The sequence below is a fragment of the Stenotrophomonas humi genome (assembly GCF_001431415.1).
In the GTDB taxonomy this organism is placed as follows: Bacteria; Pseudomonadota; Gammaproteobacteria; order Xanthomonadales; family Xanthomonadaceae; genus Stenotrophomonas; species Stenotrophomonas humi.
Genome location: NZ_LDJI01000004.1, coordinates 115,198 through 140,790 on the forward strand (window position 1 = coordinate 115,198; position 25,593 = coordinate 140,790).

Below are 25,593 nucleotides of genomic sequence, written 5' to 3' on the forward strand. Positions count from 1 at the left end.
GGAGTTTGTAAATGTCTGATCGTCAGACCGGTACGGTTAAGTGGTTCAACGATGCCAAGGGCTTCGGCTTCATCACCCCGGAAAGCGGCCCGGACCTGTTTGTGCACTTCCGTGCCATCCAGGGCAACGGCTTCAAGACCCTGCAGGAAGGCCAGAAGGTTACCTTCGTCGCCGTCCAGGGTCAGAAGGGTATGCAGGCTGACCAGGTGCAGGCGGTCTAATCGACCCCCCGCCACCGTAAGGTAGCCAAGAACGCCGGAAGCGAAAGCTTCCGGCGTTTTCTATTGTGCTTTGCGCAGCAACGACGCTGCTGTTCCGGCCGGGCGGGTACGATGGCCGCTGGCAATCGCAGGACTGCTCATGATCAAGGTGCACCATCTGGACCATTCGCGTTCGCAGCGGGTGCTGTGGATGCTCGAAGAGCTTGGCCTGCCGTATGAGCTGGTGACCTACCAGCGCGACCCGAAGACATGGCTGGCGCCCAAGGCGTTGCGCGCTGTGCACCCGTTGGGCAAGTCGCCGGTGCTGGAAGATCAGGGACTGGTGTTGGCCGAGTCCGGGGCGATCCTCGAATACGTCGCCGATCGCTATGACAGCGAGCGCAGCGTGTCGCCGCAGCTGATGCCGCCGCAGGCCACCGAACGACTGCGCTACCGCTACTGGCTGCATTACGCCGAAGGTTCGGCGATGCCGCCGTTGCTGATGGCGCTGGTATTCGCGCGTCTGCGCAAGGCACCGATGCCGTTTTTCATCAAGCCGGTCGCGCGGATGATTGCCGACAAGGCGATGCAGGGTTTCATCAGCCCGCAGTTGAAGCTGCATCTGGACTGGATGGAGGCCGAACTGGGCAAGTCGGAGTGGTTTGCCGGCGAGCGCTTCACCGCTGCCGATATTCAAATGAGTTTTCCGATCCAGGCCGCTGCGTCGCGCAATGGGAGCCTGGATGAATATCCGCGTCTGCGCGGTTTTATTGCACGTATCGTCGCGCGTCCGGCCTACCAGCGCGCGGAACTGCGCGGTGGCCCGTTGGATCTGGCAGCGGCTGGACGTTGAACCCGGGTGTTCCCCACCCACATCTATCTGATGAGTAACGTGAACCTGCATTTCGATAACCGTTTCCTGCGTGAATTGCCCGGCGATACCGAGACCGGGCCGCGTCGGCGTGAGGTGCTGGGTGCGGCGTGGTCGCAGATTGCGCCCACGCCTGTCATTGCGCCGAAATTGCTTGCCCATTCGCCGGAAGTTGCCGCGCTGTTGGGGTTTGATGCGGCAATGGTGCATGCGCCGCAGTTCGCCGAGGTGTTCGCCGGCAATGCGCTGTATGCCGGCATGCAGCCGTGGGCGGCGAACTATGGCGGTCACCAGTTTGGCCATTGGGCCGGGCAGCTGGGCGATGGCCGTGCGATCTCGCTCGGTGAGCTGGTGGTCGATGGGCAGCGTTGGGAGCTGCAGCTCAAGGGCGCGGGGCCGACGCCGTATTCGCGTGGTGCCGATGGTCGCGCGGTGTTGCGTTCGTCGATCCGCGAGTTCCTGTGCTCCGAAGCCATGCATCACCTCGGCGTGCCGACCACACGCGCCTTGAGCCTGGTTGCGACCGGCGAGGCGGTGATGCGCGATATGTTCTATGACGGCCATCCGCAGGCCGAGCCGGGCGCGGTGGTGTGCCGGGTGGCACCGTCGTTCATCCGTTTTGGCAGTTTTGAGTTGCCGTCGTCGCGCGGTGATGTTGCGTTGCTGCGGCAGTTGGCCGAGTTCTGCATCGCGCGTGATTTCCCTGAACTGACCGATGCGGGTGAGGAGCGTTTCGCGCGCTGGTTCGAGTTGATCTGTACGCGTACCGCAGTGATGGTGGCGCAGTGGATGCGGGTGGGTTTCGTGCACGGCGTGATGAACACCGACAACATGTCCGTTCTCGGTTTGACCATCGACTACGGCCCCTACGGCTGGGTGGAAAACTACGACCCGGACTGGACCCCCAACACCACCGATGCGCAGGGCCGTCGTTACCGTTTCGGTACGCAGATGCAGGTGGCGTATTGGAATCTGGTGCGTCTGGCGCAGGCGTTGTCGCCGTTGTTCGCCGAGGCACAGCCGTTGCAGGCGGGGCTGGATGCCTTCCGTGAGCGCTATGAGGTCGAAGACCGTGCACACCTGGTCGCCAAGCTGGGGCTGGGTGAATTTCGTGACGGTGACGAAACACTGATGGCGCAGTTCCGCGAGTTGCTGCAGCAGGGCGAGATGGACATGACCCTCGCGTTCCGGGCGCTGGCGGATGTGGCGCCGGCTGCGCCGGACGTGGCAGTGCTGGACGAATCCTTCTACTCGCCCGAGGCGCGTGCGCAGGTATTGCCTGCGTTGCAGGAGTGGCTGCAGCGCCATGCGCACCGCGTGCTTGAATCCGGGCAGTCCGAGCACGAGCGCCGTCGCATCATGCATGCCGCCAATCCCAAATATGTGCTGCGCAACTGGTTGGCACAGGAAGCCATTGATCGTGCCGAACGTGGCGATCCGGCCGGCATCACGGAGTTGCTCGACGTGATGCGGCATCCTTGTGACGAACAACCCGGTCGCGAGGCCTACGCCCGCAAGCGCCCGGAATGGGCGCGCGAACGTGCAGGCTGCTCGATGCTTTCGTGCAGTTCCTGATCTCTTCTCTTAGTGATTCGATATGACGACTTCCTACCCTGCGTGGTCCCACGCAATCCGTGACGTAAACGATTTCCCCAAGCCCGGCATCCTGTTCAAGGACATCACGCCACTACTGGCCGATGCCGACGGACTGCGAGCGGCGATCAAGGCGATGGCCGCGCCATGGCGTGATGCCGGTGTACAGGCGGTGCTTGGCGTGGAGGCACGTGGCTTCATCCTTGGCGCGGCATTGGCGCTGGAGCTGGATGCCGGTTTCGTGCCGGTACGCAAGCCGGGCAAGTTGCCGGGGCTGACGTTGAAGCAGGAATACGCGCTGGAGTACGGCAGCGACCGCATCGAGGTCTGTGCCGGTGCCATTGCCCCGGGCACCCGCGTGGTGCTGGTTGACGACGTGCTTGCCACCGGCGGCACGCTGGCTGCGGCGTTGTTGCTGGCCGGGCAGCTGCAAGCCGAGGTGCTGGGCGCGGCGGTGCTGGTGGAGCTGGATGGGCTTGGCGGACGTGCACGCCTGCCTGCCAGTGTTCCGTTGCAGGCCACGCTGGTTTACTGAGCCTTACGTATTCCCTGATTTCACTGGAGTCGCCATGCCGAGTTTGAGTGAGCTGCTGTCGTCCTTCGATCCGACGCAGGGACTGTTGTTGCCCGACAGCTGGCGGCAGGGGCGCACCGCGTATGGCGGCATCATCACTGCTCTGGGTGTGGTCGCGGCGATACGGACGTATCCGACGTCGATGCCGCCGTTGCGATCAGTGCAGGTGTCCTTCATCGGGCCGGCGGTTGGGCTGCTGACGTTCGTGCCGCAGGTGCTGCGTGAGGGTAAATCGGTGGTGACGTTCGGCGTCGACGTGCATGCCGACGGGGTGCTGGCGGCGCGGTTGATTCTGGTATTTGGCCGCGCGCGTGACAGTGCCATCGCCCATGACTTCTGCGCGCAGCCGCCCGTTGGCAGGCCCCTGGCTTGTCCTGAGTTCAAACTGTCGGAAATGCCGTTCGCACCGGCGTTCACCCAGAACTTCCAGATGCGCCCGGCCGGCGGCGCGTTGCCGGTTTCAGGTGCGGCGCATCCGGAGTTGCTGATCTGGATGCGGCACGACGACGCCCGCGGCGTGGATCCGGCCGTGGCGCTGGTGGCCATGGCCGATGCGCTGCCGCCCGCCGCATTCACCAGCTTCACCGCGCCTGCGCCGATCAGTTCGATCAACTGGAGTTTTGATCTGCTGGAACCGGTGCCGGCAGGTGAATGGTTCCTGCTGCGTTCCTTCAGTGAACATGCGCGTGACGGCTATTCGTCGCAGGACATGCATGTCTGGAATGAAGAAGGGCAGTTGCTGATGCGTGGCCGGCAGAGCGTGGCGGTATTTGCCTGACCGCGTGCGACGGGCAATGATCGGCGCGGGATTCCATGGGGAGAGGACATGCGGGTTTTCGGCACGTTGATGCTGTTGATGGCGATGCTTGGTTGGAGCGGCTGGTTCGTGATCTGCAATGTCTATGAGTTCGCCCCGGCGTTGGATCGATGGGCCTTGGCCTTCGGTTGGCTGGTGGCGGTACTGGGCTGGATTCAGGCCTGGCGATCCCGTAATCGGGTCCGCTGGGGCTGGGGCCTGTGTGGACTGGCCGCCTGCGTTGGCGTGTATCTGTTGTTGATCCATCGCGGCGTGGGCGAGGGAGTCGCACTGGCGGCGCTGCTCGTCATTGATGCCGTCGTGATGGGTGCGGCGGGTAGGCGCCGCACCATCGCCTGATCGTTCACTCCGATTTCCCGGTGAGCGCCTTGCGAAGAAACGCCAACACCGCCGGCCCGCTTTCGCGATCTGCCCGTGCGTAGCCGGCGGGCGTGCCGCCGACCGGAACGTAGGGTCCGGTGTCGTGCCGGAAGGTGGTGGGCTGGTACATCTGCGAGATCAGGTGGCCGGCATCGGAGTAGTAAAGCAACACGTCCGGTTGCGGCGCGTCACGGCGCTGCAGCCGCCGTTGTGCCACCGCGGCCATCTCGCCGGATGCGCCGAGCTGGTCATCGCCACCGGCAACCAGCAGCAACGGGCCGTTGATGCGTTCGATGGGCAGGGTGGCGTGTTCCAGTGCGGCTGCGTGCACTCCCGGCTGGTTCCAGTCGATGTCTTCCAGATACGGCAGGAAGGGCAGGTCGCGGCCCTTGAAGCTGAGCGCCGGAAGATCCACCGCCCTGAAGTCGGCCGGCGGTACGTCGCGACGGATGCCACGGAACGGGGCCGGGCTGCCGACCCACGACACCACCGCCTGCAGGCGCGGATCATGCGCGGCGGCGGCCATTGCCACGATGCCGCCCCATGAACCGCCCATCACTCCGACGCGGCCGGTGAACGGCTGCGTGCGCAACCAGTCCACGGCGCGGCCGACCGGATCAATCGGTACCCGTACCAGATCACTCGGCAGGCCCGGCATGCGGTAGTACGCGACAGCCACGGCCACAAAGCCGTTGGAGGCCAGCCACGCCGCGTAGTAGTTGGCGGTGCTGATGCCGCCTTCCGCGCCGCCCAGGGTAATGATTACCGGATGTGGGTTGCCATCCTCCAGTGCGCCGGCCGGGTAATAGAGATTGCCGACCACGCCTTCCAGCTGCAGCGGCTCGGCGCGCACTAGCGGGCTGTTGATGCGGCGGAGCAGGGTCTGCTCGCCGACCAGTTTTCCGTCGACGAACGCCTGCAGATGGAAGCGCGCAGATTCATGCAGCAGGCCATCCGCGCTGGCGACCATGGGCAGCGGAGTGGGTTGGCCACGTCCGTGTTCCGGCTGCATTGACCAGAACAAGCCCATCGCATCGACGCCCGCATAGCTGCCAGCCTCGGCGCCCGCGTTTGCCGTATCCACGCTGCCGGTCATGTCGGCGCGGAAGCGGGCCTGGGAGGTCCACTCGACACCGCGACCGTCGCGCATTGAAAGACGCAACTGCACCGGCTGCGTCGGCAACAGGCCGTCCACGCTCATGTGCACAGGCTGATCAGCCGGTCCGTCAACGGGCGTGGCAATCAGGCGCGCGGCAAGGGCGGGGGCCGTGCAGGACAGCAGCAGGGAGGCGAACAGAAATCGGCGCATGACGATGTGTAATGTTGGAGAGCCGAGATGGTGGCGGTGCAGGCAGTTGCTTCACAGTGGTCTACGGCATTTCTGGCGTGAGTCGTGCGGCGGTTGGCACGAGCCGTGCGGACAGCATCAGGTTCGCGCGGGTTCCTGCATGCCCGCATCGAACGCAGCGCGGTACATGCGGCTGAGCGGCAGGCTGGTGCCGTCGATCAGAACCAGCGTGGCATCGCCGTTGCGGCGAGGTTCCAGCGTGCGGACCCGAGCGCGGTTGACGATCACCGCACGCTGTATCTGTATGAAGCCGGCGTCAGCCAGTTGCTCGGCCAGGCGGCCGATGCTATCGCGCAGCAGGTGCACCTGGCGGCCGACATGTACACAGGCGTAGTGGCCGGCATTGTCGATGTAGTCGATGTCGTGCAGTGCGATGTAGGTGACGCTGCCGGCGTTGCGGACACACAGCGGCTGCGGTGTGTTGATGCGATCACGCGCCAGGCGCTGGCGGGCGCGGTCGAGCGCAAGGGCCAGGCGTGAGGCATCCAGTGGCTTGAGCAGGTAATCGACCGCACCCACGGCATAAGACGCCACTGCATGCTCGGCATGGGCGGTGGTGAAGATGATCAACGGCGTGGGCGCGGAAAGCTGTTCGGCCAGCCGCAGGCCGTTGTCGCCCGGCATCTGTATGTCCAGTAGTACCAGGTCAACCGGTGCCTGTGCGAGCAGTTGGCGGGCCTGCGCGATGTCACTTGCTTCGCCGCTGATATGGATGTCGCAGTGTGCGGCCAGCAGGTGGCGCAGCTTGTCGCGTGCCAGCGGCACGTCATCCACCAGCAGCGCGCGGATCATGTGGCCCCCGCTGCAGCCTGCAGTGGCAGGCGAATCCAGGTGCGGCAGTGTTGGCCGTTGCGTTGGATCAGCACCGAAGCGCGTTCGCCATGCAATACCTGCAGCCGCTCGCGGCTGTCCTGCAGGCTGATGCCCAGCCCGGTGCCGGCGTCGCCACACGGATTGGTGAGCAGGATTTGCAGTGTTTCGTCCTGCACATCCATCGCCAGTGTGATGGCGTCGTCCGGTGCGCCGGGCGCAGCCGCGAAGCGGAGCGCGTTGTCGATGAACGGTTGCAGCAACAGCGTCGGTACCGTCGCCTGCCAGGCGTCGGCGGTCGCGCTCAACTGCAATGGCCGGGGATGATCCTGCAGCAGTTGCTGCAGTTCCACGAAGGCCATGGTGTTCGCCACTTCCTCGCGCAAGGTGATCAGTGGCGCGCTGTCCAGCAGGTTGCGCAGCAGTTCGCCCAGTTGCGCCAACGCGGCATCGGCACGGGCCGCGTCGCGGTAGCCGAGGCTGCCGATTGCGTTGAGTGCGTTGAACAGGAAGTGATGGTTCAGGCGTGCCGCGAGGGTTTCCTGCCGTGCCTGCGCCAGCAGTTCGCCGCGACGCCGGTACCGCTGCACATAGGCCAAAGTCTGGCCGATGCCGATGACGGCGAAGTAGGTCGGCAACGCGAACAGGCTGGTTGCCAGCACCGCGCGCTGCCAGCCTGCGGGCAGTGCGTTGGGCTGCAGCTGTTGAGACAGAAAAAAGCCCAACAGCCAGCCGCTGGTTGATAGCACGGGGATCGCCAGCGCGCCGATCAACAGCAATCGGCTGATGGCCCTGGCATCCTTGCCCAGTCCCAATGGCCAGCGGTTGCACAACCGCCACAACACCGGCGTGGCCAGCACCCAGGGCAGGTAGATGCCAAGCAGGAAGATGCAGGCCGTGAGCAACGAAACGAGCAGCGGCTTGTCGCTGGAGGGGCTGGTGAGGTGTACGGCCGGCAAGGTCAGCAGGGTAAGCAGCAGCCAGCCGGCAATGATCCAGCGCCACGGAACGTTGAGCGTCCCGTGGCGCGGTGCATGGTCGGTGCTGGCAGTGGATGCCGGTTGCATCTGGGCTGTGGCGCGGCGCCTGGGCGGCGCCGTCGCTTACATCTTGCGGACGCGGAAGCGCTTGCCCTTGATCTTGCCTGCTTCCAGGCGCGAGATCGCCTTGCCAGCCTGTTCGCGGGCAATGGCCACATAGGAGCGGGTGGCGAAGATATCGATCTTGCCGATGGCTTTGCCCGGCAGGCCGGCATCGCCGGTCAGCGCGCCGAGGATGTCGCCGGCACGCAGCTTGTCGGTCTTGCCGCCATCGATGCGCAGCGTGGTCATCGCCGCCTGCGGCAGCTCGGCCGGGCGCGCGGTGGCCAGCGGCGTCTTCTGCCAGTTCAACGGATTGCCCTGTGCTGCTTCCAGTGCGTCGGCGCGGTTGCGTTCGCGGCCACTGACCAGACTCATTGCCAGACCACGGCGACCGGCACGGCCGGTGCGGCCCACGCGGTGCTGGTAGGTGTCGATATCGGTGGGCAGCTCGTAGTTGATAACGGCGGCGAGGTCTTCCACGTCCAGGCCGCGCGCGGCCACGTCGCTGGCCACCAAGACGTTGCAGCTGCGGTTGGAGAACTGCAGCAGCACTTCGTCGCGGTCACGCTGCTCCATGTCGCCATGCAGGGCCAGCGCCGAGAAGCCGAACTGGCACAGTGAGTTGGCCACTTCATCCACGTCCTTGCGGGTGTTGCAGAACACCACGGCGGATTCGGGCGTGTACTTGAGCAGCAGGCCGCCCAGTGCCTTCTGCCGCTGTGCGGGCTCGGCTTCGAAGAACAGATGCTGGATGGCCGGTGCCTCGGACTGGCCATCAATGGTCACTTCCACCGGCTCGTTGAGCAGCGCGCGCGCCAGCTCACGGATTTCTTCGGGGAAGGTGGCCGAGAACAGCAGGCTCTGGCGCTCCTTGTGGGTGCGGCCGGCGATCTCGCGGATCGGCTCCTCGAAGCCCATGTCGAGCATGCGGTCGGCTTCGTCCAGCACGAAGGTGCGCACCTGGCCGAGGTTGAGCGCGCGCTTGCGTGCCAGCTCCTGCACGCGGCCGGGCGTGCCGACCACGACCTGCGGGTCATGCGCTTCCAGCGAGGCCAGCTGCGGACCCAGCGGCATGCCGCCGGTGAGGATCAGCAGTTTGAGGTTGGGAATACCGGTTGCCAGCTTGCGCAGCTGCTTGCCGACCTGGTCGGCCAGTTCGCGGGTGGGGCAGAGCACCAGTGCCTGGGTGCGGCTGGTGGCCGGATCAAGCCGGTTGAGCAGGCCCAGGCCGAAGGCGGCGGTCTTGCCGCTGCCGGTGGGGGCCTGCGCGATCACGTCACGGCCCTCCAGGATCGGCGGCAGGCTCAGTGCCTGCACGGGAGTCATCGAGGTGTAGCCCAGCGCGTCGATGCCGGGAGCGAGTGCCGGGGACAGCGGCAGGGAGGAGAAATCATTCATGGGGCATTTTCGCAGAAAAGGCCGGTGCTCGCCCGCTTGAGCCCCTCTCCCGCTTGCGGGAGAGGGGTTGGGGTGAGGGCGCTTTGGGGGCATCTAGAGCAGAAGCAAAAAGCGAAGCCCCATCCGCCCTCCGGGCACCTTCCCTCGCAGGCGGGGGAAGGGAGCATCCGCGGTCTGTCAGTACAGGCGCCGCGGTCATCACAACACCGCACGGATTCCCAGGTTGATCACCATCCCACCAACCAGCAGCCAGGCGAACAACAGCAACGCCAGCAGCATTGGTTTGGGCCCGGCCTGACGCAATGCAGAAGCATGTGTGGTCAAACCCAGTGCGGCCATCGCCATCGCCAACAGCGCGGTATCCAGATCCACCAGCAGGGTTACAAGGTGGGCCGGCAGCAGCTGCAACGAATTGAACGCGACCATGGCGATGAAGCCGAATGCAAACCAGGGGATGGTGATCTTCGAGCGCTCATCGCTTCCCGCCCGCTTGCCACGGGCCAGTACCGCCGACAGGCCGACCAGAAACGGCGCCAGCATCATTACCCGCACCATCTTGGTGATCACCGCCGCATCGGCGGCGGGCTCGCCGATCGCGCGGCCTGCGGCGACCACCTGGGCGACCTCGTGCACGGTGGCGCCGGTGAACACGCCGAAGGCGGTTTCATCCAGTGGCATCCAACCAGCGCTGACGCCCCATTGGTAGAACAGTGGGTACAGGAACATCGCCAGCGTGCCGAACACGACCACCGTGGCCACGGCGACCGCCACCTGCTCGGCGCGGCCCTTGACCACCGGCTCGGTCGCCATCACGGCAGCAGCACCGCAGATCGAGCTGCCGGCACCGATCAGCAGCGCCGAGTTGCGATCCAGTCCCAGTACCCGGGTGCCCAGCCACCAGGCCAGGGCGAAGGTGGAGCACAGTACCAGCGCGTCGATCACCACGCCGGTCAGCCCGACCTGGCCGATGTCCTGAAGGGTCAGGCGCAGCCCGTAGAGAATGATGCCGGCGCGCAGCAGGGTGGCTTTGGAAAACCCCACCCCGGTCGCGGCGCGCGGTGCCAGGGTGCCGTAGACGGAGTTGCCCACGGCGATACCGATCACGATCGCCAGCGTCAGCGCGCTGATGCCGTGCGCCTGCATCCACGGCAGGGTGCCCAGCCAAATCGACACGCCCGCAATCGCGGCGGTCAGCAGCAGGCCGGGGAGAAGTTTGGGAGTCGGCCGGATCAAGTGTTGTGTGGCGGTATTCATGACAGTGGGTTATCAGAAGATGGCCCATCCTGCTCCGGGAGGTATAAGCTGTAAAACGGATAGTATTTGTAAATTCAACCTGTTTTACGGGTAATTCATGCATCTTTCCCTGCGGCAGCTGCAGATCTTTTCGGCCATTGCCGAGGCCGGGACCACCACCGCCGCCGGCGAGGCCATTGGTTTGTCGCAGTCGGCGGTGAGTGCTGCCCTGAATGAACTGGAGAACCTGCTGGGCCTGGCGCTGTTTGATCGGGTCGGGCGTCGGCTGGTGCTGAACGGCCACGGCCGCGCGCTGCTGCCGGAGGCACGGGCGCTGCTGGCGGGCATGGCGGATATCGAACGTCGCTTCCGCCTCGGGCGGGAAGATGTCGCGCCCGTGCGCTGGCGGGTGGGGGCCAGCACCACCATCGGCAACTACCTGCTGCCGGCCCGCATCGCCGACCTGCTGGAAATCAACACCCAGGCGCACGTTGATCTGGTCATCGGCAACACCCGCGAGGTGACCACCGCCGTTCAGCGGCTGGAAGTGGATATCGGCCTGATCGAAGGACCGAACCACGAGCCGGGGCTGGAGGTTGCCGAATGGAAGGACGATGAGCTGGTCATCGTGTTCGGCGAGCGTCATCCCATGGCGGCCGAGCTGCGTCACGGTGCCGACATGGCCCAGCTGCGCCAGGCCTGCTGGTTGTTGCGCGAGCCGGGTTCGGGTACCCGCGAAGCCGCTGAACAGGCCTTGCTGCCGCATCTGCATGGCTTTTCCCAGGTGCTGCAGCTGGGCGGTACGGAGGCGATCAAACAGGGCGCGGTGGCCGGTTTGGGGCTGGCCTGCCTGTCGCGGCATGCCGTGGCCGACCTGGTGGCGCTGGGCAGGCTGCAGGTGCTGGTCACCCCGTTGCCGCCACTGAGTCGACGGCTGTGGCTGGTGCGGCACCCCGGCAAACGGGTGCCGGCCAGCCTGCGTCAGTTGCTGGCGCTGCCCGGGGACGTCTTCGCCGACGCCTGAGTCCCGTACAATAGGCGGATGTCTTTGATTACTCTGCAGAACGTCGACTACAGCGTCGGCGGCCCGTTGTTGCTGGAAAAAACCGAACTGTCGATCGAAGCAGGCGAGCGTATCGCCCTGATCGGCCGCAACGGCGCCGGCAAATCCACTTTGATGAAGTTGATGGCCGGCGAGCTCAAGCCCGACGACGGCGAAGTGCGCGTCCAGCAGGGCGTGCGCGTCACCCGGCTTGAGCAGGAGGTGCCACATGGCGCGGCCGGCAGCGTGTTTGACGTGGTCGCCGAAGGCCTGGGCGAACTGGGCCATTGGTTGGCCGAGTTCCACCGCCTGAGCCATGCCGAGGTGTTCGATGGCGACGCCATGGGCGACGTGCAGGCCAAGATCGACGGCGCTGACGGCTGGGGTCTGGACCAGCGTGTAGCTGAAACCCTGACCAAACTGGAGCTGGACGGCGACGCCGAATTCAGCCGTCTGTCTGGCGGCATGAAGCGCCGCGTGCTGCTGGCGCGCGCGCTGGTGGCCGGGCCGGACGTGCTGTTGCTGGACGAACCGACCAACCACCTGGACATCGAAGCCATCGATTGGCTGGAAGGTTTCCTCAAGGGCTGGAACGGCTGCGTGGTGTTCGTCACCCATGACCGTCGCTTCCTGCGTGCACTGGCCACCCGCATCGTCGAGATCGACCGTGGCCAGGTGACCAGCTGGCCGGGCGACTGGGAAAACTACGAGCGCCGCCGTGAGGAGCGTCTCAACGCGCAGGCGCAGGAAAACGCCCGCTTCGACAAGCTGCTGGCACAGGAAGAAGTGTGGATCCGGCAGGGCATCAGGGCCCGCCGTACCCGCGACGAAGGCCGCGTGCGCCGGCTCAAGGCGATGCGCAGCGAGCGCGTGCAGCGCCGCGAGCTGGGTGGCAACGTCAAGCTGGAAGCGGCTGGTGCGGAGAACTCCGGCAAGAAGGTCATCGACATCAAGGACGTGAACTTCTCCTTCGGTCAGCGGACGATGATCAAGGACTTCTCGACCGTCATCCTGCGCGGCGACCGTATCGGCCTGATCGGCCCCAACGGCAGCGGCAAGACCACCCTGCTCAAGCTGCTGCTGGGCGAGCTGCAGCCGGACAGCGGCGAAGTGCGGCAGGGCACCAACCTGCAGATCGCCTATTTCGACCAGTACCGCGCCACGTTGCGCGAGGACTGGAGCGCGATCGAGAACGTGGCCGAAGGCGCGGACTTCATCGATCTCAACGGCAAGCGCAAGCATGTGCACGCCTACCTGCAGGACTTCCTGTTCACGCCGGAGCGTGCACGCGCGCCGATCACCCGCCTGTCCGGCGGTGAGCGCAACCGCCTGCTGCTGGCCAAGCTGTTCGCACAGCCGTCCAACCTGCTGGTGATGGATGAACCGACCAACGACCTGGACGTGGAAACCCTGGAGCTGCTCGAAGAGCTGCTGGGTGACTACACCGGCACCTTGTTGTTGGTCAGCCATGACCGTGACTTCCTCGACAACGTGGTGACCTCCACGCTGGTGCTGGAAGGCGAGGGCAAGGTGGGCGATTACATCGGCGGCTACAGCGACTCGCTGCGCCAGCGCCCGGCACCGACGATGAGCGGCATGGCCGTGGCCAAGGCTTCGGCGACCGCCGCGCCTGCAGCCAAGTCGGCGGCGCCGGTGGCCGAGCCGGCAGCGGCCAAGCGCAAGCTCAGCTTCAAGGACGCGCGTGAGCTGGAGCAGTTGCCGGCCAAGATCGAACAGCTGGAAATGGACGTGGAAGGCCTGACCAGCGCGATGAACGATCCCTCGTTCTACACACGCTCCAGCGCCGAAGTCACCGCGCACACGCAGAAGCTGACCAAGGTGCAGGCCGAGCTGGATGCGGCGTATGCACGCTGGCAGGAACTGGACAGCTGAGGCTTGCCGGCGGCATGTGGCGCCGCGCATGCTGCCCCTTTCCGGCAAGGGAGGGGCACGCATGCGCTACGCATCAGGTTGCATCGCGTTGTTGGCGCTGGGTTTGGTGGCCCCGGCCCAGGCCGAGATCAGGGACCGCACACCCGGCGGTTTCACGGTTGAAAACAGCGCTTTGATCCACTCACCCGCTGCCGAGGTGTGGCGGGCGATGACGGCCGACGTCGATCACTGGTGGCCGAAGGACCACACCTGGTGGGGCGCCGCCTCCACGCTTTCCATCGAGACGCGCGCTGGTGGCTGCTTCTGCGAGATGGCGGGTGAGCAGCAGGCGCAACATCTGGAAGTGGTATTCGTCGATCCACGAAAAACGCTGCGGATGTCCGGCGGGCTTGGGCCGATGCAGGGCATGGGCCTGCATGGCATGGCCGAATGGACCTTGTCGGCCGAGGGCAACACAACCCGGGTGACATGGCGCTATCGGGCGGGCGGCTACACGCCCGACGATCTGTCAGGCATTGCCCCGGTGGTGGACAAGGTGCAGGCGCAGCAGCTCAACGGGCTGGTCGAGTGGATGGCGCGGCCACGTTGAGACCGCTCCGTCGACTGTCTCAGGCGTCGGTTCCGGGCGCCCCGGCGTCCGCATCGCGCAGCTCCAGAAATGCCCAGAACGGCACCTTGTCCTCGGTCCAGCGAGCGGTGGCTTCGGAAAGGATGTCGAGCAGCGTGTCGAAGTCGCCGCTGCTGCGCTGGCGCAGGTCATCGGCATCGTTGAACAACAGGGCGTAGCCGTTGGCCGGCAACCAGGACAGGTCGCGCAGGGCATCGGACAGCGCGTCCCAGTTGCGGCCCCAGCCCGGCGGGAAATCCAGCTGCGTGCCAATGCGCATCAGCAGCGTGCGCTTGTCGGTACAGCCCTCCAGGTCCACGCGCAACACTTTCAGACCTGCATCGCGTGCAGCGGCAGCCAACCCACCCAGGTCGCCGATGCTGACGCCATAGACGCCCGCCTGGCCGGCGTCTTCCAGCCCCATGTCGAAACCGCTGTCACTCATGGCGTTCTCCGGTGGCGGGTACTTCAAAGCTGCGGAAACTCTCATAGTGATCGTCGGTGTAATACCAGGCATCGGGCGGATCCCCGCCGGTGACGATGCGTTTGGCGCCGCGATGGTTCAGTCCGGGTGTGTCCACGGTGTATTCGCGGTAGTAGCCGCGTGGGCGCTGTGGCAGCTGACGCTCGCGATTACCGAACACGCTGCCGTCCTGTTTGTGCGGGTAAGGCCCGCCACGTTGGATCAGCGCGATCGTCGCGCGCGCTTCAGGCGGCAGGAAGGCAGGCAGCGCGTCCCGGTGTGCTGTTTCAGAACGTTGCGGCGCCGGTGCGCTGTCGGCAACGCCCTGGGTCAACGATGGGGCGAACTTCGGAGGCGAGGGCTGCTGCAGCGCGCGCATTCCCCACAGCCCGACGATGAGCAGGATTACAGCGATGACCAGTAGTTGAGGCTTGCGCATCGGCGTGGCTGGGTTCAGCGGACAAGACGATGATTATCACGTGCGTACGTCGTTTTTTTTGAACGGCGGGCTTATCGGTGGTGCTTCACGTCGAGGTAACAACGGTGGCAGTTGTTACGCCGGGCAATGCGAGGCCCAACAGCGGGACAAAGTTTCCTTTACACCGGCCTTGGTAAGTTGCGACTTCGTCCCTACTATTCACTGCGCATCGCCCGGTTTTCCACCGGGCGCAGAACCCAGGCAATCAGACGGAGATCCCTCATGGCCTACACCCTGCCCAAGCTTCCCTACGCCTACGACGCCCTTGAGCCGAATATCGACGCCGAGACGATGGAAATCCATCACTCCAAGCATCACCAGACCTATATCAACAACGTCAATGCGGCGCTGGAAGGCACCGAGTACGCCGACCTGCCGGTTGAAGAGCTGGTCAAGAAGACCAAGTCGCTGCCGGAAAACCTGCAGGGCCCGGTGCGCAACAACGGTGGCGGCCATGCCAACCACTCGCTGTTCTGGACGGTGATGTCCCCGAATGGCGGCGGCCAGCCGGTCGGCGACGTGGCCAAGGCCATCGACTCGCAGCTGGGTGGTTTCGAGAAGTTCAAGGAAGCCTTCACCAAGGCAGCCCTGACCCGCTTCGGCAGCGGCTGGGCGTGGCTGAGCGTCACCCCGGACAAGAAGGTGGTCGTGGAATCCTCGGCCAACCAGGACAGCCCGCTGATGGACGGCAACACGCCGATCCTGGCGCTGGACGTGTGGGAACACGCCTACTACCTGAAGTACCAGAACCGTCGTCCGGAATACATCGGCGCGTTCTTCAACGTCGTTGACTGGAATGAAGTCGAGCGTCGTTACCAGGAAGCCATCGCCTGAGAAGGTCGATGAACCTGCTGCTGCGCCGCGACGGCGCTGTAGCAGGGTGAAGTACAAAGGCCGGGCATTGCCCGGCCTTTGCTTTTCCGCTCAACGGCACACGTTGGGTCAGGGTGTCTGAGGCGCGGCTTGCGCTTCTTCGTTCGCGTCGGCTGGTACTGCCCGGGTCAAGCGCAGGGTAGCCATCCCGCCAAGCCGTTGCGCCTCGCTGGAATCGCCGGCGGGCAGTTCGATGGGCTGCTGGCGGATGTCGGCGAAGCTGCGGACCTGGTACAGCACGTCCATGCCGTGCTCATCATTGCCGTTGCGAGAGCGCGCATCGCCATGGCGCATGGACGGGTTGCGGCGTGCCGGCTGGAAGCCGGGCAGCTGTCGCACCAGTTCTTCGGTAGGGGCGGCAAAATCGCCGACGATCAACGAGGGCAGGCCGTCATTGGTGGCATCCATCCAGGAACGCAGATCGGCAGCCTGGTGGCCGCGCGCGATCGGCGTGTTGTCGGCGGGGCGCATGGTGGCCGCATAGAGATTCAGGCGCGCGCGCTGCAGTTCCAGGCGCTGCATGCCGGCAGCGGAGGGCGCCAGATCGCCATGCAGCAGGGTGACGGCGTCTTCCAGGGTGGTCAGGCGCGACAGCACGGCGTGGCCATGGCGGTCGGGTTGGCTGGGGCGGTCGGCGCTGATGAAGTCGCAGCTGTACTTCAGGCGGCTGCCGAGCCAGCAGGCAGGATTGGAACCGCCGTTGGCCTGGCTTACGTCCTGGACCACGATCACGTCCGCATGCAGCTCCTCCATGAGTGCGGCGATACGGTCGCGGTTGCCGGTCCAGCCGCTTTCGGTCGCCGGCAGGCGCAGGCTCGCGATCTTGATCACCGGCATCGTCGGCTCGGCCAGCACGGAGAAGGAAAGCACCAACAGTCCAAAACAGCCCAGACGCAACATTGCAACGGCTCAGGGAAGGGAGGGACATATCGTAATCCGGGCGCCGTCCATGCCGCGTGCACGGCAGCGCCAATGCGCTGCAATACGGGTACGGACGGGGCGCGTGATGGCGGCACGATGGGTTACGCTTGCAACCTTTGTATCAACTGATCGCCTCCAGATGACGACCAATCACGTAGCAGCAACTCCCGCCCCATCCGGCAAAATGCCCCGCCAGATTCCCTACATCATCGGCAACGAGGGCTGTGAGCGGTTCAGCTTCTACGGGATGCGCAACATCCTGGTGCAGTTCCTGATCACCTCCACCCTGCTGCAGCACATCCTGGATTCGGGTGAGCGCGCGCTGGCTGCCAAGGATCTGATGCACACCTTCATGATTGGTGTGTACTTCTTCCCGCTGCTGGGCGGCTGGGTCGCCGACCGCTTCTTCGGCAAATACAACACCATCCTGTCCTTCAGCCTGATCTACTGCCTGGGCCACGCGTTCCTGGCGGTGTTCGAGGACAGCCGCATGGGCTTCTTCGCCGGCCTGGGCCTGATCGCGTTTGGCGCCGGTGGCATCAAGCCGCTGGTGGCATCGTTTGTCGGTGACCAGTTCGACCAGACCAACAAGCACCTGGCCAAGAAGGTGTTCGACGCCTTCTACTGGATCATCAACTTCGGCTCGCTGTTCGCATCGCTGACCATGCCGCTGTTCCTGAAGAACTTCGGCCCGTCGATCGCGTTCGGCATCCCCGGCCTGCTGATGTTCATCGCGACCTTCGTGTTCTGGTTGGGCCGCAAGAAGTACGTGCTGATCAAGCCGGATACCGCCGAGAACCCGCATTCCTTCAGCAAGGTGATCCGCACCGCATTGTTCGCACGCAAGGACGGCAAGGGCCGCCCGGGCATGCTGCTGGCCGGTCTGGGCGTGGTGGCTGCGGTGGTGTCGCTGGCGATGACGCCGGTGCTGGGCTTCGTGATTGCCGCGTGTATCGCGCTGGTGCTGATCATTGCCGGTGTGGGCGGCGGCGCATGGCTGCAGCTGGATCGCGCCCGTGGCATCCACCCGGATGAAGCGGTCAATGGCGTGCGCAACGTGCTGCGGGTGCTGGTGATCTTCGCGTTGGTGACGCCGTTCCATTCGTTGTTCGACCAGAAGGCCTCCACCTGGGTGCTGCAGGGCGAGGAGATGACCAAGCCGGCGTGGTTCGTGGCCTCGCAGATGCAGGCGCTGAACCCGGCGCTGGTGATGATCCTGATTCCGTTCAACAACCTCGTGCTGTACCCGATGCTGGCCAAGTTCGGCTGGGAGCCGACCGCACTGCGCCGCATGACCGCCGGTATCGCCTTCAGCGGCCTGGCCTGGATCGTGATTGGCGGCATCCAGGTGGTGATGGACGGTGGCGAGCCGATGTCGATCGTCTGGCAGGTGCTGCCGTATGCGCTGCTGACCTTCGGCGAGGTGCTGGTCTCGGCGACCGGCCTGGAGTTTGCTTACAGCCAGGCGCCGCAGTCGATGAAGGGCGTGGTGATGAGCTTCTGGAACCTGACCACCACCATCGGCAACCTGTGGGTGCTGCTGGCCAACTTCGCGGTGCGCAATGACACGGTGACCGGTAACATCGCCACGACCGGCCTGAGCGTGACCGCCTTCCAGATGTTCTTCTTTGCCGGGTTCGCGCTGTTGGCGGCCCTTGCATTCGGCTGGTACGCACGCAATTACAAGGTGGTCGACAATTACCGCGCGGCAGCCTGAGCCAGATAACCCATGAGTGGAATCTTTACCCTGATCCTGATTGCCATCACCGGCTTGGTGTCGTGGCAGGGCTTCAACAACCGCAAGCTGGCCGACCGGCTGATCCTGTGGCCGCCGGCCATCGACCGCCACAAGCAGTACGACCGGTTGGTGACCTACGGTTTCCTGCATGCGGATTTCTCGCACCTGCTGTTCAACATGGTCACGCTGTTCTTCTTCGGGCGGCCCATCGAAGCATTGATGGGGCGGCTGACCGGGCATTGGTGGGTGTTCCCGCTGTTCTATCTGGCGGCGCTGGTGATCTCGATCCTGCCCAGCTATCTGAAGAACCAGAAGAACCCGAACTACCTCAGCCTCGGTGCGTCGGGCGCGGTGTCGGCGGTGCTGTTCGCCTTCATCCTGGTCTCGCCGTGGTCGCTGATCTTCGTGCTCTTCATTCCGGCACCGGCCATCCTGTATGCCCTGTTCTATGTGGGCTACAGCATCTGGATGGACAAGAAGGGCTCGGACAACGTCAACCACAGCGCGCACCTGGCCGGTGCCGCGTTCGGCGTGATGTTCATGCTGTTCATGTCACCGGACCTGCTGCAGCACTTCATGACCAGCCTGATGAACCCCAGCTTCGGCCGCTGAGCAATCCCGGCGTGGCAAGCTGATGGACAAGGCGGTGCTTGCACCGCCTTGTTCGTTTCCGGACCCGCGCGGCGGCGGATGGCATCGCATCGGGCGGCCGGTGTGCTGTCTTGACCTGATCATCAATCACAATCACGCACAGTACCTGGCGGAGCCCTGCCGTCGTAGCCGGGTGCGCCCTTCATCAGCAGCCATGGAAACCGGTAATGACATCCACCAGCAATCTTCCGAATACCGTCCATCACAATCCGGCGCAGGCCTGCTTCGAAACCACGGTGGATGGCCACCGCGCGGTGCTGGAATACGTGCTTGAAAGCGGCGTCATGGTCATCACCCATACCGGCGTGCCCGAGGCCATCGGTGGGCGCGGAATCGCCGCCGACCTTACCCGTGCTGCCTTGGCGCATGCGCGCGCGGCCGGTTTGAAAGTGGTGCCAGCCTGCGCCTACGCTGCGGCTTTCATGCAACGTCATTCCGAGTACACGGATCTGCTGGGATAATCGGCGCGGGCGGCCGACCCATGGGGGGTTCGGCAGGATCACCGAGGACAGAACGAATGAACAGGTTTGCACAGGGATCGTTTGCCGCAGCGGCGTTGCTGCTGGTGTTGGCAGGATGCAAGAAGGACGGGCAGCAGGACGTGGTGACGGCGACGCCGGAACAAGTGGCAACGCCGGTTGAAACCGCGCCGGGCGCCGCGCCGGTCAACCTGAGTGATGTCATCGAACATACCCCGAGCTACGTGGTGGGCATCAGTTATCCGCCGGCGGCGGCCAAGTACCCGGGCCTGGCCCAGGAGCTGACGAGTTACGCCGAGCACGCCAAGGCCGAGTTGCTCAAGGCCGCCAGCGAGTTGGGCAACGACAAGCCCACCGCGCCCTACGAACTGTCGCTGTCCTTCGACATGCTGACCGACACGCCCAAGGTGGTTGCGGTCTCGGCCGATGGCAGCAGCTATACCGGTGGCGCGCATGGCCAGCCGTTGGTGGCGCGTTTTGTATGGTTGCCGGAGCAGCAGAAGCTGCTCAAGGCCGAAGACCTGATCAACACGGCCAAGGGCTGGCAGGCGGTCAGTGACTATGTGGAAGACAAGCTGCTGGAGCAGGCCACGGTCCGCGCCCAGGGCGAGGAGCTGTCGCCGGAAGAACAGCAGGAGCAGGTGCGCAACCTGTCGCGGATGATCGACGAAGGCACCGCGCCGGAGCCGGCCAACTTCTCGCAGTTCCAGCCGGTGCTGGATGCCGCCGGCCACATCAGTGCCCTGCGCTTTGTGTTCCCGCCGTACCAGGTGGGCCCGTATTCCGACGGCACCCAGTTCGTGGACGTGCCGGCGGCAGCGCTGCTGCCCAACGTGGCGGCGGATTACCGGGAGTTGTTCTCGCGTAACTGAATCGTGGAGGCCAGCGATGGATGCAGGGTTGCAACGACGTGTCGAAGCATTGCTGCAGGAAGCGGACATCATCCCCGGGGGAGCCCGTCCGCAGGATATCGACATCCTTGACCCGCGCTTCTACGCGCGGGTGCTGGCCAACGGTTCACTCGGGCTGGGCGAGAGCTACATGGATGGCTGGTGGCAGGCGCATTCGCTGGATGGCCTGCTGACCCACCTGTTGGATGCACGGCTGGACGAGCGCGTGCATGGCAGCGGTGAAGTGTGGGATGCGCTGAAGGCCAAGCTGTTCAACCTGCAGGCCGGGCAGGGCAGCTACGAAGTCGGCAGGCGCCACTATGACCTGGGCAATGATCTGTACCAGGCGATGCTCGGCAAGCGGCTGGTCTACAGCTGCGGCTACTGGCGCGATGCTGACAACCTGGACGATGCCCAGGAAGCCAAACTGGAGTTGATCTGCCGCAAGCTTGGCCTGCGTCCGGGCATGCGCGTGCTGGACATAGGCTGTGGCTGGGGCGAGGCGCTCAAGTACGCGGCAAAGCATTACGGCGTGCAGGGCGTGGGCGTGACCATCTCCGCCGAACAGGCCGCGTTTGCGCGCGAACTGTGTGCCGGCCTGCCGGTGGACATCCGTCTGCAGGATTACCACGAGCTGGATGAGTCGTTCGACGCGATTCTGTCGGTAGGCATGTTCGAGCATGTGGGGGTCAAGAATTACCGTGCCTATTTCGAGGTAGCCCGCCGCTGTCTGGGCGAAGAAGGGCTGTTCCTGCTGCACAGCATCGGTAGCAACATCAGTCGTGACCACACCGACCCGTGGATCGCCAGGTATATCTTCCCCAACTCGATGCTGCCCTCGGCCGCGCAGATCACCGCCGCGATGGAGGGCTTGTTCGTGCTGGAGGACTGGCACAACTTCGGTACCGACTATGACCGCACGCTGCAGGCATGGCGCAGCAACGTGGAGGCAGCCTGGGAGCGGCTGGATCCGCGTTACGACGAGCGTTTCCGGCGGATGTGGCGGTTCTATCTGGCCGCCTCCATGGCCACGTTCCGCACCCGGCATTCGCAGCTCTGGCAGTTGGTGTTGTCGCCACGCGGCCTGCGTGGGGGATATGTAGCGGCTCGATGAGATATCGCCCGCAAGGGTGACGGGCGGCTGTGGGGCCAGTTGAAGCAATCAGGCAATTGCGGCGGTTTGATGCCCTTTCGTCTCGGGCAGGGGTTTCTAGTCTCAGAGTGGATGAGATTTTGCCGGATTCACTCCGCATGGCCGGCCCCAACCCGCAGTCGTGAAAATTAGTTCACTCATTGATATTTCATTTGTGTAATATATTGCCGAACTCCCCGTCGGCCGACCAATGAGCAGCTTCGACCCCACTGAATCCCGCATCGATGCCACCTGCCGGCGATGGCCGGGGTTCCCGCGCGAGCCGGCGGTGCTGGTCCGGCTGATCAAGGGGCTCTACAAAAGCGTGCACGACCACGCCAACGCGGTACTGCGTGACTTCGACCTGTGCCATGGCGAATACAACGTGCTGATGATGTTGTACGGCACGCCGGATCGTCTGCTGGGGCCGTCCGAACTGGCTGAGGCCGCGACGGAAAAGTCGGCCAACATCACCCGCCTGACCGACCTGCTGTGTCGCAAGGCGCTGATCGAACGCATCCCGCACGCCGAAGACCGTCGCAAGCTGGAGCTGCGCCTGACAATGCAAGGCATTGCCTGCGTCGAGAGCCTGCTGCCGCGCATGTCCGAGTTGTTGCTGACGGAAATGAAGGGCCTGAGCGATGCCGAGCAGCATCAGCTGGAAGGCCTGCTGAAGAAGATGCTCGACGGCATCGACGAAATCTGAGTCACCTATGTCCACTGTCTCCTCAACGGCCACGCCCAACCGCGGGGCCGCAACCTGGTTCTCCGGTTTCCGTGGTTTTCTCGGCGGCGAGGCCGACGCCTGGCTGTTCGTTCTGCGGGTGACGCTGTCGTTCTTCATCACCGGCTGGCTGGCCATGCGCATGCAGTTGCCGCAGCCGGGCACGGCGATGCTGACCACGGTCATCGTCATGCACCGGCAGAGTGGCATGGTGTTGGCCAAAGGCTTCTACCGTGTGTTGGGCACGTTGATCGGCGCGGCTGCGGCATTGGCGGTGGTGGCGATGTTTCCGCAGCAGCGTGAGCCGTTCCTGCTGGTGATGGCCTTGTGGATCGGCGCCTGTGCGGCCGGTGCCACGCTGCATCGCAATTTCAAATCCTATGCGTTCGTGCTGGCCGGCTATACCGCGGCGATCATTGCGCTGCCGGTCATCACCACCCACCCGGGCAACGTGTTTGATTCGGCGGTCGCCCGCATCACCGAGGTGATGCTGGGGCTGGTGGTCAGCGCGGTGATCAGTGACACGGTGCTGCCGGTGCGTCTGCGGGACAACCTGCGCAATGCGGTACGCAACCAGTACGCCAACTTCCTGGAGTTCGTCAGGGAAGCGCTGATGGGGCAGCTGCCGCGCGAGCGCATGGAGCAGCAGCACCTGAGCATGGTGCGCGACGCGATCGCACTGGAGGATCTGCGCAGCTCGGTGATCTTCGAGGACCCGGAAGCGCGCGCACGCAGCCTGCACCTGCTGCAGTTCAACCAGGGGTTCATGGCCGCATCCACCAGCTTCCAGTCGCTGCATCACCTGATCAATCGCCTGATGCGGCAGGATGCGCCGGTCGCGGCGCAGGCGCTGCTGGTGTTGTATCGGCCGCTGGGCGAGGCCCTGCAATCATCGCCGCAGGAACTGCCGGCAGAAGAGCTGGCGGCGCGTATCCGTCAGGTGCGACTGGAGTTGCCGGCGCGCGGCAAGGCGCTGCGTGCGGAAATCAACGATGCCGGCCAGGCGGAGGACTTCGAGGTTGGCACCGGCCTGTTGCGGCGTTTCAGCCAGGAACTGGAGTCCTACATCCGCGCGCGTGGCCAGCTGCTGCACCGGGTGGCGCCCTCCAAGGGCGTGGAGCGGGTGCGCTTCGTACGCGGCAACGACCGTGCCGGGGCGATGCTGGCGTTTGTCCGCACCACGATGACGATGTTGCTGCTCGGTGCTTTCTGGGCAGTGACGGATTGGCCGATGGGTGCCAACGTGATGTTGTTGGCGACCATTTTTTCAGGACTGTTCGCCACCGCGCCCAACGCGGCGCGACTGACCGGCATGGTGCTGTCCGGCTATATCGCGGGCCTGTTGGCCGGGTATGCCTGTGAGTTCATGGTGCTGACGCGCATGGACGGCTACGCCCTGCTGGTGGCGAGCGTGCTGCCATTCTTCATCGTCGGGCCATACCTGACCACCCGGCCCAAGCTGGCGATCATCGGGCTGGGTTACACGATGGGGCTGGTCAATATCCTGGCCATCACCAATCCGATGGCCTTCGATCCGCAGCATTTCTTCAACGACGCACTGTCGCAGGTAGTGGGACTGGGTGCGGCAGCTGTGGGTTTTGCATTGCTACCGCCTGCGGCGGGCAGCCGCTGGTTGCGGCGACGTCAGATGGCGGCGTTGCGTGCACTGGTGCGGTTGGCGGCACAGGCCCCGTTGCCGGGTCTGCGGCATCACTTCGAGAGCATGAGCAGCGATCTGGTGCACCAGGTTGTCGCCCATACCGTGCCGGGCAGCGACGATTCGCGCTCGCTGTTGGCCTGGGCGCTGGCGGTCAACGAGACCGGGCGCGCCTTGATCCACCTGCGTCATGACGTTGCCCGACAGCCGTTGTCGACGGCATTGCATGGGGATGTGGATGCGGCGGTGAACGCACTGGCGGTGTTCTTTGGGCAGCCGTCGCGGCAGGCATGGCAGGACGCCGACCGCGCGCTGCGCCGGGCCAGCGACGCTGCACGCGCAGATACCGAAACGCCTGAAATTTCGCGTCAGGTGCTCTATCACCTGCGACTGGTGCGGTTGGCGATGGTCGATGACCGCTCGGTGATGGCGCCTTACATCGTGGTTTCAGATGCGTCGAAGGAGGGCGTGATCAATGCCGATTGAAATGGCTTTCGGTGGTGCCCTGTTCCCGGGACTGCTGGTGTTGTTCTGCGTGGTATGCGTGTTGCTGTGGGCGCTGGATGCAGTGGCGGGGCGGCGCGGTTGGTACCGCTATGTGTGGCACCCGTCGCTGTTCCGTATCGCGGTGTTTGTCTGCCTGTTCGCCGGGCTTGGCCTGTTGTTGTTCTGAGATATTCCTATGTCCCCCAAAACCCAATCCTTGCTTCGTTTTTCCATCACCGCGGTCGTGGTGGTGGTGGCCGTGCTGATCGCAATGGCGATGTGGCGTCACTACATGTACTCGCCATGGACGCGCGAAGGACGCCTGCGTGCGGAGGTGGTGCGGATAGCGCCGGACGTGTCCGGGCTGGTCACCGACGTGGCGGTGCGTGACAACCAGTTGGTCAAGCGTGGCGATGTACTGTTCGCCGTCGACCCGCTGCGCTACCGCAACGCGGTGGCACAGGCGCATGCGAATCTTGATGCCGCACGGGCAGCCGCGCGTGCGGCCGGTGCCAGCATCCAGGCTGCCGCGGCCGGTGCAACCCAGCAGAGCGTCAACGCCAATCGCTATGAGCTGCAGTACCAGCGTCGCCAACGCATCGTAGGCAGCCTGATCTCCGAAGAGTCCCGCAGCGACGCGCTCAGTGCAGCGCAGGCCGCACGCGCCGGTGTGGCGCAGGCACAGGCCAACCGGCAACAGGCCAGCGCTTCGCAGCAGCAGGCATTGGCCGCGGTGGAGCAGGCGCAGGCCGCCTTGGATACCGCCGAGCTGAATCTGGAGCGCACCCAGGTGCGCGCGCCGGTGGATGGCTATGTGACCAATCTGGAAGTGCGAGCCGGTGATTACGCCAGCGCCGGTGCCGCACGCCTGGCATTGATCGATACGGCATCGTTCTGGGTCTACGGCTACTTCGAGGAAACCAAGCTGTCGCAGCTGCATGTGGGCGACGGTGCCAGGGTGCAGTTGATGAGTGGCCAGGAACTGCATGGCCATATCGAGAGCATCTCCCACGGCATTACCGATGCGGACAGCCCAACCGGCAGTGACCTGCTGGCCAACGTCAACCCGACTTACAACTGGGTGCGCCTGGCCCAGCGCATTCCGGTGCGGATCAAGCTTGATGCCGACAGCACGCGCGACGGCGTGGTGCTGGCCAATGGCATGACCGCGACGGTGGTGGTGGAGCCGCACGGATAAGCAGGGGGGCTCCAGCTTCATCCTGGCTCCAAAAGAAAACGCCCGGCAATCGCCGGGCGTTTTCATTCAAGCCAC

Annotated in this window: 27 protein-coding genes; 19 read left to right on the plus strand and 8 right to left on the minus strand. The window is 64.7% G+C overall.

Going from position 1 to position 25,593, the window contains the following annotated elements:
- The first annotated feature begins 11 nt into the window (after nucleotides 1-11).
- The 6 genes from ABB26_RS01865 (at nucleotide 12) to ABB26_RS01890 (ending at nucleotide 4,394) form a co-directional block, all read left to right on the plus strand.
- Nucleotides 12-221 carry a cold-shock protein gene (locus ABB26_RS01865; protein WP_057631873.1) on the plus strand — a complete coding sequence of 70 codons (210 nt, stop codon included), beginning with the start codon at nucleotides 12-14 and terminating at the stop codon, nucleotides 219-221.
- A 139-nt stretch (nucleotides 222-360) separates the two neighbouring features.
- Nucleotides 361-1,053, plus strand: a complete 693-nt coding sequence (locus ABB26_RS01870) for a glutathione S-transferase (RefSeq protein ID WP_057632015.1) — start codon at nucleotides 361-363, stop codon at nucleotides 1,051-1,053.
- 30 nt (nucleotides 1,054-1,083) lie between these two features.
- Nucleotides 1,084-2,646, plus strand: coding sequence for a protein adenylyltransferase SelO (locus ABB26_RS01875; protein ID WP_057631874.1), 1,563 nt, complete (start codon nucleotides 1,084-1,086; stop codon nucleotides 2,644-2,646).
- A gap of 22 nt (nucleotides 2,647-2,668) precedes the next feature.
- On the plus strand, nucleotides 2,669-3,199 hold the full coding sequence (locus ABB26_RS01880) for an adenine phosphoribosyltransferase (protein WP_057631875.1): 531 nt from the start codon (nucleotides 2,669-2,671) through the stop codon (nucleotides 3,197-3,199).
- A 34-nt stretch (nucleotides 3,200-3,233) separates the two neighbouring features.
- Nucleotides 3,234-4,016 (plus strand): thioesterase family protein, encoded by a 783-nt coding sequence (locus tag ABB26_RS01885; RefSeq protein ID WP_057631876.1) that lies wholly within the window; start codon nucleotides 3,234-3,236, stop codon nucleotides 4,014-4,016.
- A gap of 48 nt (nucleotides 4,017-4,064) precedes the next feature.
- A complete protein-coding gene (locus tag ABB26_RS01890) occupies nucleotides 4,065-4,394 on the plus strand; it encodes a hypothetical protein (RefSeq protein ID WP_057631877.1) in 330 nt (109 codons plus the stop codon).
- Between the two features lie 4 nt (nucleotides 4,395-4,398).
- On the opposite strand, the gene ABB26_RS01895 is transcribed toward ABB26_RS01890, so the two are convergent.
- The 5 genes from ABB26_RS01895 to ABB26_RS01915 all read right to left on the minus strand — a co-directional run bounded on the left by ABB26_RS01895 (nucleotide 4,399) and on the right by ABB26_RS01915 (nucleotide 10,307).
- Nucleotides 4,399-5,724, minus strand: a complete 1,326-nt coding sequence (locus ABB26_RS01895; RefSeq protein WP_057631878.1) for an acyl-CoA thioesterase/bile acid-CoA:amino acid N-acyltransferase family protein — start codon at nucleotides 5,722-5,724, stop codon at nucleotides 4,399-4,401.
- Nucleotides 5,725-5,841: 117 nt separating this feature from the next.
- Complete coding sequence (locus ABB26_RS01900; RefSeq protein WP_057631879.1) at nucleotides 5,842-6,555, minus strand: LytR/AlgR family response regulator transcription factor; 714 nt, start codon at nucleotides 6,553-6,555, stop codon at nucleotides 5,842-5,844.
- Nucleotides 6,552-7,640, minus strand: coding sequence for a histidine kinase (locus ABB26_RS01905; protein ID WP_057631880.1), 1,089 nt, complete (start codon nucleotides 7,638-7,640; stop codon nucleotides 6,552-6,554). Before ABB26_RS01905 ends, ABB26_RS01900 begins: the two co-directional genes overlap by 4 nt.
- A gap of 36 nt (nucleotides 7,641-7,676) precedes the next feature.
- Nucleotides 7,677-9,053 (minus strand): ATP-dependent RNA helicase DbpA, encoded by a 1,377-nt coding sequence (gene dbpA / locus ABB26_RS01910; protein ID WP_057631881.1) that lies wholly within the window; start codon nucleotides 9,051-9,053, stop codon nucleotides 7,677-7,679.
- A 198-nt stretch (nucleotides 9,054-9,251) separates the two neighbouring features.
- Nucleotides 9,252-10,307 carry a YeiH family protein gene (locus ABB26_RS01915; protein WP_057631882.1) on the minus strand — a complete coding sequence of 352 codons (1,056 nt, stop codon included), beginning with the start codon at nucleotides 10,305-10,307 and terminating at the stop codon, nucleotides 9,252-9,254.
- Nucleotides 10,308-10,404: 97 nt separating this feature from the next.
- Here ABB26_RS01915 and ABB26_RS01920 point away from each other — a divergent pair, with 97 nt between their 5' ends.
- From ABB26_RS01920 to ABB26_RS01930, 3 genes are all read left to right on the plus strand, one after another.
- Entirely contained in the window at nucleotides 10,405-11,310 is a 906-nt protein-coding gene (locus ABB26_RS01920; protein ID WP_057631883.1) for a LysR family transcriptional regulator, read from the plus strand.
- Nucleotides 11,311-11,328: 18 nt separating this feature from the next.
- Nucleotides 11,329-13,221 carry an ATP-binding cassette domain-containing protein gene (locus tag ABB26_RS01925; protein ID WP_057631884.1) on the plus strand — a complete coding sequence of 631 codons (1,893 nt, stop codon included), beginning with the start codon at nucleotides 11,329-11,331 and terminating at the stop codon, nucleotides 13,219-13,221.
- A gap of 61 nt (nucleotides 13,222-13,282) precedes the next feature.
- Entirely contained in the window at nucleotides 13,283-13,810 is a 528-nt protein-coding gene (locus tag ABB26_RS01930) for an SRPBCC family protein (protein WP_057631885.1), read from the plus strand.
- Nucleotides 13,811-13,829: 19 nt separating this feature from the next.
- On the opposite strand, the gene ABB26_RS01935 is transcribed toward ABB26_RS01930, so the two are convergent.
- Together ABB26_RS01935 and ABB26_RS01940 are read right to left on the minus strand one after the other, a co-directional pair.
- On the minus strand, nucleotides 13,830-14,273 hold the full coding sequence (locus ABB26_RS01935; protein WP_057631886.1) for a barstar family protein: 444 nt from the start codon (nucleotides 14,271-14,273) through the stop codon (nucleotides 13,830-13,832).
- On the minus strand, nucleotides 14,266-14,730 hold the full coding sequence (locus ABB26_RS01940) for a guanyl-specific ribonuclease (protein ID WP_057631887.1): 465 nt from the start codon (nucleotides 14,728-14,730) through the stop codon (nucleotides 14,266-14,268). Before ABB26_RS01940 ends, ABB26_RS01935 begins: the two co-directional genes overlap by 8 nt.
- A gap of 261 nt (nucleotides 14,731-14,991) precedes the next feature.
- Between ABB26_RS01940 and ABB26_RS01945 the strand changes: the two genes are divergently transcribed.
- Nucleotides 14,992-15,603 carry a superoxide dismutase gene (locus ABB26_RS01945; protein ID WP_057631888.1) on the plus strand — a complete coding sequence of 204 codons (612 nt, stop codon included), beginning with the start codon at nucleotides 14,992-14,994 and terminating at the stop codon, nucleotides 15,601-15,603.
- A gap of 108 nt (nucleotides 15,604-15,711) precedes the next feature.
- Here ABB26_RS01945 and ABB26_RS01950 read toward each other — a convergent pair whose 3' ends face one another.
- Complete coding sequence (locus ABB26_RS01950) at nucleotides 15,712-16,512, minus strand: endonuclease/exonuclease/phosphatase family protein (RefSeq protein WP_245626111.1); 801 nt, start codon at nucleotides 16,510-16,512, stop codon at nucleotides 15,712-15,714.
- Nucleotides 16,513-16,702: 190 nt separating this feature from the next.
- On the opposite strand from ABB26_RS01950, the gene ABB26_RS01955 reads away from it, so the two are divergent.
- The 9 genes from ABB26_RS01955 (at nucleotide 16,703) to ABB26_RS01995 (ending at nucleotide 25,518) form a co-directional block, all read left to right on the plus strand.
- Nucleotides 16,703-18,280, plus strand: a complete 1,578-nt coding sequence (locus ABB26_RS01955) for a POT-type proton-dependent oligopeptide transporter (RefSeq protein ID WP_057631890.1) — start codon at nucleotides 16,703-16,705, stop codon at nucleotides 18,278-18,280.
- Between the two features lie 21 nt (nucleotides 18,281-18,301).
- Nucleotides 18,302-18,913: a rhomboid family intramembrane serine protease gene (locus tag ABB26_RS01960; protein ID WP_152982516.1), complete on the plus strand. Its 612-nt coding sequence runs from the start codon at nucleotides 18,302-18,304 to the stop codon at nucleotides 18,911-18,913.
- Between the two features lie 206 nt (nucleotides 18,914-19,119).
- Entirely contained in the window at nucleotides 19,120-19,413 is a 294-nt protein-coding gene (locus ABB26_RS01965; protein WP_057631892.1) for a GNAT family N-acetyltransferase, read from the plus strand.
- A gap of 56 nt (nucleotides 19,414-19,469) precedes the next feature.
- Nucleotides 19,470-20,303, plus strand: a complete 834-nt coding sequence (locus ABB26_RS01970; RefSeq protein ID WP_057631893.1) for a DUF3298 and DUF4163 domain-containing protein — start codon at nucleotides 19,470-19,472, stop codon at nucleotides 20,301-20,303.
- Nucleotides 20,304-20,319: 16 nt separating this feature from the next.
- A complete protein-coding gene (gene cfa / locus ABB26_RS01975) occupies nucleotides 20,320-21,435 on the plus strand; it encodes a cyclopropane fatty acyl phospholipid synthase (RefSeq protein WP_057631894.1) in 1,116 nt (371 codons plus the stop codon).
- A 229-nt stretch (nucleotides 21,436-21,664) separates the two neighbouring features.
- Nucleotides 21,665-22,159 carry a MarR family winged helix-turn-helix transcriptional regulator gene (locus tag ABB26_RS01980; RefSeq protein WP_057631895.1) on the plus strand — a complete coding sequence of 165 codons (495 nt, stop codon included), beginning with the start codon at nucleotides 21,665-21,667 and terminating at the stop codon, nucleotides 22,157-22,159.
- Between the two features lie 7 nt (nucleotides 22,160-22,166).
- Complete coding sequence (locus ABB26_RS01985; protein ID WP_057631896.1) at nucleotides 22,167-24,320, plus strand: FUSC family protein; 2,154 nt, start codon at nucleotides 22,167-22,169, stop codon at nucleotides 24,318-24,320.
- The gene (locus ABB26_RS01990) at nucleotides 24,310-24,507 is read left to right on the plus strand and encodes a DUF1656 domain-containing protein (RefSeq protein ID WP_057631897.1); all 198 of its coding nucleotides are present in this window, start codon (nucleotides 24,310-24,312) and stop codon (nucleotides 24,505-24,507) included. Before ABB26_RS01985 ends, ABB26_RS01990 begins: the two co-directional genes overlap by 11 nt.
- A 9-nt stretch (nucleotides 24,508-24,516) precedes the next feature.
- The gene (locus ABB26_RS01995; RefSeq protein ID WP_057631898.1) at nucleotides 24,517-25,518 is read left to right on the plus strand and encodes an HlyD family secretion protein; all 1,002 of its coding nucleotides are present in this window, start codon (nucleotides 24,517-24,519) and stop codon (nucleotides 25,516-25,518) included.
- The last annotated feature ends 75 nt before the right edge of the window (nucleotides 25,519-25,593 follow it).